Annotated in this window: 7 protein-coding genes; 6 read left to right on the top strand and 1 reads right to left on the bottom strand. The window is 36.7% G+C overall.

Annotation, left to right across the window (positions count from 1 at the left end; translation table 11 throughout):
• Nucleotides 1-31: 31 nt before the first annotated feature.
• Nucleotides 32-1,744, bottom strand: a complete 1,713-nt coding sequence (locus tag E1171_RS11020; protein WP_155206061.1) for a M61 family metallopeptidase — start codon at nucleotides 1,742-1,744, stop codon at nucleotides 32-34.
• Nucleotides 1,745-1,843: 99 nt separating this feature from the next.
• Between E1171_RS11020 and rpmH the strand changes: the two genes are divergently transcribed.
• The 6 genes from rpmH (at nucleotide 1,844) to E1171_RS10990 (ending at nucleotide 6,420) form a co-directional block, all read left to right on the top strand.
• Entirely contained in the window at nucleotides 1,844-2,002 is a 159-nt protein-coding gene (gene rpmH, locus E1171_RS11015; RefSeq protein WP_155206060.1) for a 50S ribosomal protein L34, read from the top strand.
• Between the two features lie 47 nt (nucleotides 2,003-2,049).
• The gene (locus tag E1171_RS11010; protein WP_155206059.1) at nucleotides 2,050-2,469 is read left to right on the top strand and encodes a ribonuclease P protein component; all 420 of its coding nucleotides are present in this window, start codon (nucleotides 2,050-2,052) and stop codon (nucleotides 2,467-2,469) included.
• Nucleotides 2,466-4,121, top strand: a complete 1,656-nt coding sequence (locus E1171_RS11005) for a S41 family peptidase (RefSeq protein WP_155206058.1) — start codon at nucleotides 2,466-2,468, stop codon at nucleotides 4,119-4,121. The genes E1171_RS11010 and E1171_RS11005 overlap by 4 nt, the downstream gene beginning before the upstream one ends.
• Nucleotides 4,122-4,348: 227 nt before the next feature.
• Nucleotides 4,349-5,161, top strand: a complete 813-nt coding sequence (locus E1171_RS11000) for a sulfite exporter TauE/SafE family protein (RefSeq protein WP_155206057.1) — start codon at nucleotides 4,349-4,351, stop codon at nucleotides 5,159-5,161.
• A 47-nt stretch (nucleotides 5,162-5,208) separates the two neighbouring features.
• A complete protein-coding gene (gene tsaB / locus E1171_RS10995; protein ID WP_155206056.1) occupies nucleotides 5,209-5,892 on the top strand; it encodes a tRNA (adenosine(37)-N6)-threonylcarbamoyltransferase complex dimerization subunit type 1 TsaB in 684 nt (227 codons plus the stop codon).
• A 3-nt stretch (nucleotides 5,893-5,895) separates the two neighbouring features.
• A complete protein-coding gene (locus tag E1171_RS10990) occupies nucleotides 5,896-6,420 on the top strand; it encodes a DUF2480 family protein (protein ID WP_155206055.1) in 525 nt (174 codons plus the stop codon).
• Nucleotides 6,421-6,821: the final 401 nt, after the last annotated feature.

Raw genomic sequence — 6,821 nt, 5'->3', positions numbered from 1 at the left:
TTCTTCATTCTTCATTCTTCATTCTTCATTGTTAATTACTTTTCAGCCATTTTCTGAAGTTTTCTTTTTGCTGCTTAGTGGCACCCTCTATTTGAATAACTTTCATTTGTTGGCAATAGTAAGTTCCATGATTGCTCAAGTGAATTATTTTTAACTTTTTGTCTCTAAAAAGCACAAATTCTGCCTCATTCACATTAGCCAGTAATTTATCCAGATTTCCTTCCACTTTCCGCCCATTTACAGCTATTATTTCATCTCCGAGTGTCAATTGTTCCTCAGCAACTGAATTTGCAGCAATTTGATGAATCTTAAAACTGTTTCCTTCACGAAGGGTAGCAAAACCAAATAGCTTTTCAGTTCTGCTGTTGGCCTCTGTTGATTGAAGTTCACACCCTACAAAATTTAAAGATTTATTTAATTGTTCCTCAACAGGGATATTCCCATAAATGAATTGATCGAAATAAGTCTGTAAAGAAGTTCCGGCTATCTCTTCGGCTATTTTTTGGTAATCCTTCTCACTATAACCTTTTTTTGTTTTCCCAAAACGCGTCCACAAAAGGCGCATTACATCATCCAGGGAATGTTGGTTGCCTGTTAGTTCACGAATTTTTAGATCCAGAATAAGGGCGGCAATTGCTCCTTTCACATAAATGGATACTTTTCTTCCTGGGATGCCGCTAGTGTAGCCGTCTAGCCAGGTATCAAAAGATGATTCTGCCACCGATAGATTGAATCGACCGTTGTTGTCAAAATGCCTTTTGAAGAGTGTATTGAGTTGATCAAAATAAGTTTCAATGTCAAATACCTCCGAACGCACCAGAAAAAGGTCCCCATAATAGGTGGTTACCCCTTCTGTAATAAATCCGGTTCGATGATAATTTTCTTTGGTGAAATCATAGGGCATCATTTCTTTGGGCCGGATACGGATGACGTTCCAGGTATGAAACAACTCATGTGAGCTAACCCCTAAAAGGTTGTTGTAAAGGTTTTCCTCCTGCATGTCTTCCGAAGGGCCCAAGGTGATGACAGTGGAATTAAAGTGTTCAACTCCATTATAATGTTTGTAGGGAAGGAGGTGAAAGAGGTAATGGTAGTCTGGGCAGGGAAATTCTCCAAAAGAGTCAATTTGTTCATCTGTATAGGATTTAAAGTCCTTAAGAACCTTTTTGTCATCTAAATTAAATTCGCCCGAAAACCAGAGGTGAAAATGATGTCCTTTTGTTTTAAAATCTAAGTGTTTTAAGTTTGGGCTGGCTATCATTGGACTATCTACCAAGCGGTAATAGTCTACAGCAAAAAGTTTGTGTTTTTCTATATGTTCCAGTCCGCAGGCAATTTCATAATTATCAGGTAATTCAAGGTGTACCTGACAGCTTTCCTTCATCCGATCTTCAACATACATCATACAGTTGATAAAGTTGATGTAAAGCAGTTCCTCATCAAGCCAGGAGCTACCGGCATTCATTTGATAGGCATAATAATTATAATTTACCCGGATTTCCTTTGCCTGAGTACTGTCTACTTCCCAGCGGTCCTTTGTGATCTTTCGGAATGGAAGTGATTCTCCTTTCTCATTTTCTACTTGAAAATGTTGAATGTTTTTGGCAAAATTGGCTAATTCGTAACGTCCCGGTCTCCAGCTGGGTAGTTGTAAAACCGTTTTATCTTTGTTTACTTTGTCCACAAACAGGCAAATGTCAATAAAGTGTCGATGTGGCTGTTTGTAAGAGATAATGTAATGCATAGTGGTTTGGCTTACTTGATTTATAACAAAATTAAAATGCTGGTTTGTAAATAAAAAAAAGCTGCCTATATTTGCAGCCCATATAAAAAAGGCAGAACGATGAAAAGAACATTTCAACCTTCTCAAAGAAAAAGAAGAAATAAACACGGTTTCAAAGCAAGAATGGCAAGTGCTAATGGCCGCGCAGTCTTGGCTAGAAGAAGAGCTAAAGGTAGAAAAAAATTAACAGTTTCAGATGAGAGAAAGCATAAGGCATAATGTCCTTTGACTTCTGTCGTTGAAAGCATCACTTAAGCTTTCTTTACATGAGCCATATTCAAGGAAATATTAATACTAAATTTCCTAAGAAAGAAAGACTCAGTAGTAAGAAACTCATAAAGGAACTTTTCTTAAAAGGTTCCTCTTTTTATTTATACCCTTTGAAGGTGATTTACCTTCCTAATGTTGCCGCTGAGTCTCCTGTTCATCAGGTTTTATTTTCCGTACCCAGAAAGAAATTTAAACGAGCTGTTGATCGTAATTTTTTAAAAAGGCGAATGCGGGAGGCTTATCGTTTAAATAAGACTTGTTTGTCCCAAAACATTTCGGGACCTCCATTGTTAATTGCATTCATTTATATTGGTAAGGAAAAATGTACTTTTGCAGTGCTTGACTCTAAACTAAAGCATGCCTTTAGGCGTTTAGATGAAGAAGTCAAAACTAATCAAAATACAGCTTCCTCATGAAGAAAAACAAATTCCGACTTTCCGTAGTTGGGAGTCTGTTAATAGCAATTTTATGCCTTTCTGCTTATACAGGATCCGAACGATATTTCCAAATTGCCAAAAACCTCGACATCTTTGCTACCTTATTTCGGGAAGTGAATACCTACTACGTGGATGAAGTAAATCCCAATCACTTGGTGAAGTCTGGAATTGATGCCATGCTCGAATCTTTAGATCCTTATACCAATTATATTCCTGAAGATGAAATTGAAGATTACCGTACTATGACCACAGGGCAATACGGCGGGATTGGAGCCCTGATTGGAAAACGAAAAGGTAAAACAACGGTCTTGATGCCATATGAGGGGTATCCTGCTCATAAAGCCGGGTTAAAGATTGGTGATGAGATCATTAGTATTAATGGGGTTGAATTAGAAGGGAAATCGACATCCGAAGTTAGTAAATTACTTAAAGGGCAGTCCGATACGGATCTGGTTTTGATGATTGAGCGATTTGGGGAAAATCAACCTTTGGAAATAAAGTTAAATCGGGAGAAAATTACCATTGATAATGTCCCTTATTACGGTATGATTAGTGAGGAAGTTGGGTATATAAAGTTAACAGATTTTACCTCATCTGCGTCCCGAGAAGTGAAAAATGCTTTAATTGAACTTAAAGCCAAGGGCGCGAAAAAGTTGATCCTAGATCTAAGAGGAAATCCAGGAGGCTTGTTAAGTGAAGCCGTAAATGTGTCTAACCTTTTTATTCCTAAGGGAGCTGAAGTAGTGAGCACAAAAGGTAAAGTGAAGGACTGGAACAAAACCTATCGGGCCCTTAATTCTCCTGTGGATATGCAAATTCCTTTGGTGATTTTAACAAATGGACGTAGTGCTTCTGCAGCTGAAATTGTTTCTGGTGTAATGCAGGATTATGATCGGGGGGTTTTAGTAGGTCAAAAAACCTTCGGCAAAGGATTAGTGCAAGCTACTAGGCCTTTGTCTTATAATTCTCAGCTGAAAGTGACCACAGCCAAATATTATACGCCAAGTGGAAGGTGTATTCAGGCCATAGATTATACTCATCGACATGATGATGGTACTGTAGATAAAGTCCCTGATTCTTTAAAAACAGCTTTTTCAACCTCTAAGGGAAGAGTTGTTTATGATGGAGGAGGGATTGATCCCGATATTATTACTGATAAAAAAGAGCTTCCTCCCATTGCTGCTAGCTTGGTTAGTAAGGGTTTGATTTTTGATTATGCCACACAGTATTATTACAGACATAAGAAAATCTCCACTCCAAAAGATTTTTCTTTAAGTAATTCAGATTATAAGGAATTTAAAGAATGGTTGTCCGACAAAGATTATGATTATACGACCAAAGTAGAAAAAACGATAAATGACTTAATTGAATCCGCTAAAACCGAACAATATTTTGATGATATTGAGGAACAAATTTTAGCCTTGGAGCGCAAAGTTCATCATAATAAGGAATCTGATTTGGTTAAATTCAGGGAACAGGTACAGGAGATCTTGGAGGAAGAGATTGTTGCAAGATATTTTTTGCAAAAGGGATTGATAGAAGCTTCCTTTAAATATGATATAGAAATAAGGGAAGCTTTGAAATTATTGGAAGACGATAGTCGATATAGAAAAGTACTACAAAATAATTAATCTTATTAAAGATTGGTGTTCTGAAAGTTTAATCATAAAACTGTTGCTAAAATTACCCAGCATAGTTTGACTGGATTTTTTAAAAACCCTTTAAGATACAGCGATTAGAAGAATGCCTTCAAATCGCTGTTTTATTTTTTAATAAATTTCTTTTTTTGAATTGACTGAGAATGACTTGCCATTTAAATACTTAATTTGTAATTCGTAGTTTTGTCTAAAATTTCTTTATGCAGGATATTTTATTACTTTTTTTGACAGGTATTTTTGGAGGATTTTTATCAGGGCTTTTGGGTATTGGGGGAGGAATAATATATATCCTGGTATTGCCAATAGTTTTGGAAGATATGGGAGTTCCCCGGGATCACTTAGTTCAGTTTACTGTAGCCAACTCGGTTTTTGGGACGTTAATGGCATCTATTTCCGGTAATCTTACTCAGATTATTCATAAGAATTTCTTTTTGAAGGATGTTTTACTCGTAGGAAGTGCTGCTACCATTATCTCTTTGTGCACTTTAAATTTTATTGTTTATTCCTCTTGGTATTCAATGGATGTTTTTAATGTTACTGTTATCCTGATTTTAATATATATGCTGGTCAGTGTTGTAAAGAATTCCAAAAGGTTTAAAGGGGCTGTCCCTGAAGAAAGAGATGTAGTGAAAATGGGGATTGCGGGTGCTTCCGGAGGTTTGATCGCCGCTTTGTCGGGGCTGGGAGGAGGACTTGTGGTTATTCCACTGCTCAATATTTTTTTAAAGATGGACATAAAAAAGGCCAAATCCATTTCTTTAGGGGTAATCTTAATTTCTGCTCTTTTTATGACTGTCTCCAATTTATTGGCTGAAGGTGCAGCTTCTTTTTCATTTTTTCATATAGGCTACATAGCACCAAGTATAGTATTGCCATTAGGTGTAGGGGTAATGCTGGCTGCTCCTTATGGAGTACTTTTGTCAAAAAAGATGACCTCTTATACGATTTCTCTTCTTTTTTCAGTTTTTGTTATACTTGTAGTCTTCAAAAAACTCTATGAACTATTCAATTAAGTCAGAGTTTGAAAGAATTTTTTAATAAGCAGTAGAATTATTTACAAATGGCTTTAATACTTAGCATTGAAACTTCCACAAAAGTTTGTTCAGTAGCTTTGCACCAAAAAGGAAAGCTTTTAGCTTCTAAGGAGTTGTTTCTTGAAAAATCTCATTCCGCTCTTTTGTCAACACTCATAGATGAGTTATTGAAAAGCTGTCGAGTTCAATTTAGTAATTTGGAGGCTATAGCGGTTTCTAAGGGCCCGGGGTCGTATACAGGCCTTCGTATTGGGGTTTCTACAGCCAAAGGGTTGTGTTATGCATTAGGTGTTCCTTTAATTGCCGTAAATACCCTGGAGGCTATGGCTTATGGAGTAAATCAATTCAACCTTTCCAATGCATTACTTTGTCCCATGATTGATGCCCGAAGAATGGAAGTGTATTGTTTAATTGCCGATACCCAAATGGGGGTTATAGAACCGACGCATGCTAAAATTATTGACGAGACTTCTTTTAGTAACCTTCTGGTCAATCATGACGTTCTCTTTTTTGGAGATGGGGCTTCCAAATGCCAAGATGTGCTGGGCCATAATGCTAATGCTAAGTTTTTAAATTCGATTTCTCCTTCTGCTGTCAATACAGGTTATTTGGCCGGAATGAAATTTTTGAAGGAGGACTTTGAGGATTTGGCCTATTTTGAGCCCTTTTATTTGAAAGATTTTAGAGTAACAAAACCTAAAGCAAAGTAAATCATGGATAATTCCGGACCTATAGTCAATAAAGTAGCCCAAAGTGCTTTGATTACAATTGATCTGGCCGACTATTACGATTCGGGTGAAAGGGTGGTTTATGATATAAAGGATAACCTTTTTCAAGGTTTGGTTTTGAGAGAAAAAGATTTTCGTTCCTTTATCAAAGATCAAGATTGGAGTCAGTATAAAGGAAAGAATGTAGCCATTCATTGTTCTGTTGATGCCATTGTCCCAACCTGGGCTTATATGTTGTTAGCGGTGAAAATGGAGCCTTTTGCCAATATGGTAGTTTTTGGTGGGGTAAATGAGCTGGAAAATGCTTTGACCCAAAGGGCTCTAAGTAAATTAGACCTAGGAAATTTGAAAGGGGCTAAAGTGGTAATTAAGGGCTGTGGAGACTTACCTATTTCACCTTTTGCTTATGTTGAAATCTCCAGATTGCTTAGACCCCATGTGTCAAGTATCATGTTTGGGGAGCCTTGTAGTACAGTGCCAGTTTACAAAAAGCCTAAAATTAAGGTTTAAGACTAATGTTATTGGTGTTTCCCTATAAGGGATATTCCAGCATTCAAATTTTAAAATTGGATCATCCATTGACCTTCTAAAGAGATAAAATATTGTTTGTCTGTTTTAAAAATCGATTGTGTTTTCCTTAAAGAGCCCAAAATCTTATTTTTAGTGAAAGAGGTGAAATTTTAGGCTGATGGCTTTATTAGGTATTTCGATTTAAGGAGTCGTGTCTCAATTTGAATAAAGCCTGAAAATATTTAATTATTTTTTTGAACCCTAATTTGTTGTTTTTAAGAACCTTGCGTGTTTAGGCTTTTAAGAGGGTATTATTAATTTATAATCAGCGTTTGTATTCCCAAAAAATCCTTCTACCTTTGCACTCCCAATACGGAGAAAAGCTCTTCAAAAGTGAGGAG

It is taken from the genome of Xanthovirga aplysinae (assembly GCF_009711365.1).
GTDB classification, from domain to species: Bacteria; Bacteroidota; Bacteroidia; order Cytophagales; family Cyclobacteriaceae; genus Xanthovirga; species Xanthovirga aplysinae.
Note: the sequence above shows the minus strand (reverse complement) of the source record. Positions and strands in the feature narration are given on the sequence as shown.

What these genes read in the sequence shown, in the direction of transcription:
- E1171_RS11020 (WP_155206061.1), bottom strand. Translation starts at nt 1,744, where the DNA reads ATGCATTACATTATCTCTTACAAACAGCCACATCGACACTTTATTGAC.
- rpmH (WP_155206060.1), top strand. Translation starts at nt 1,844, where the DNA reads ATGAAAAGAACATTTCAACCTTCTCAAAGAAAAAGAAGAAATAAACAC.
- E1171_RS11010 (WP_155206059.1), top strand. Translation starts at nt 2,050, where the DNA reads ATGAGCCATATTCAAGGAAATATTAATACTAAATTTCCTAAGAAAGAA.
- E1171_RS11005 (WP_155206058.1), top strand. Translation starts at nt 2,466, where the DNA reads ATGAAGAAAAACAAATTCCGACTTTCCGTAGTTGGGAGTCTGTTAATA.
- E1171_RS11000 (WP_155206057.1), top strand. Translation starts at nt 4,349, where the DNA reads ATGCAGGATATTTTATTACTTTTTTTGACAGGTATTTTTGGAGGATTT.
- tsaB (WP_155206056.1), top strand. Translation starts at nt 5,209, where the DNA reads ATGGCTTTAATACTTAGCATTGAAACTTCCACAAAAGTTTGTTCAGTA.
- E1171_RS10990 (WP_155206055.1), top strand. Translation starts at nt 5,896, where the DNA reads ATGGATAATTCCGGACCTATAGTCAATAAAGTAGCCCAAAGTGCTTTG.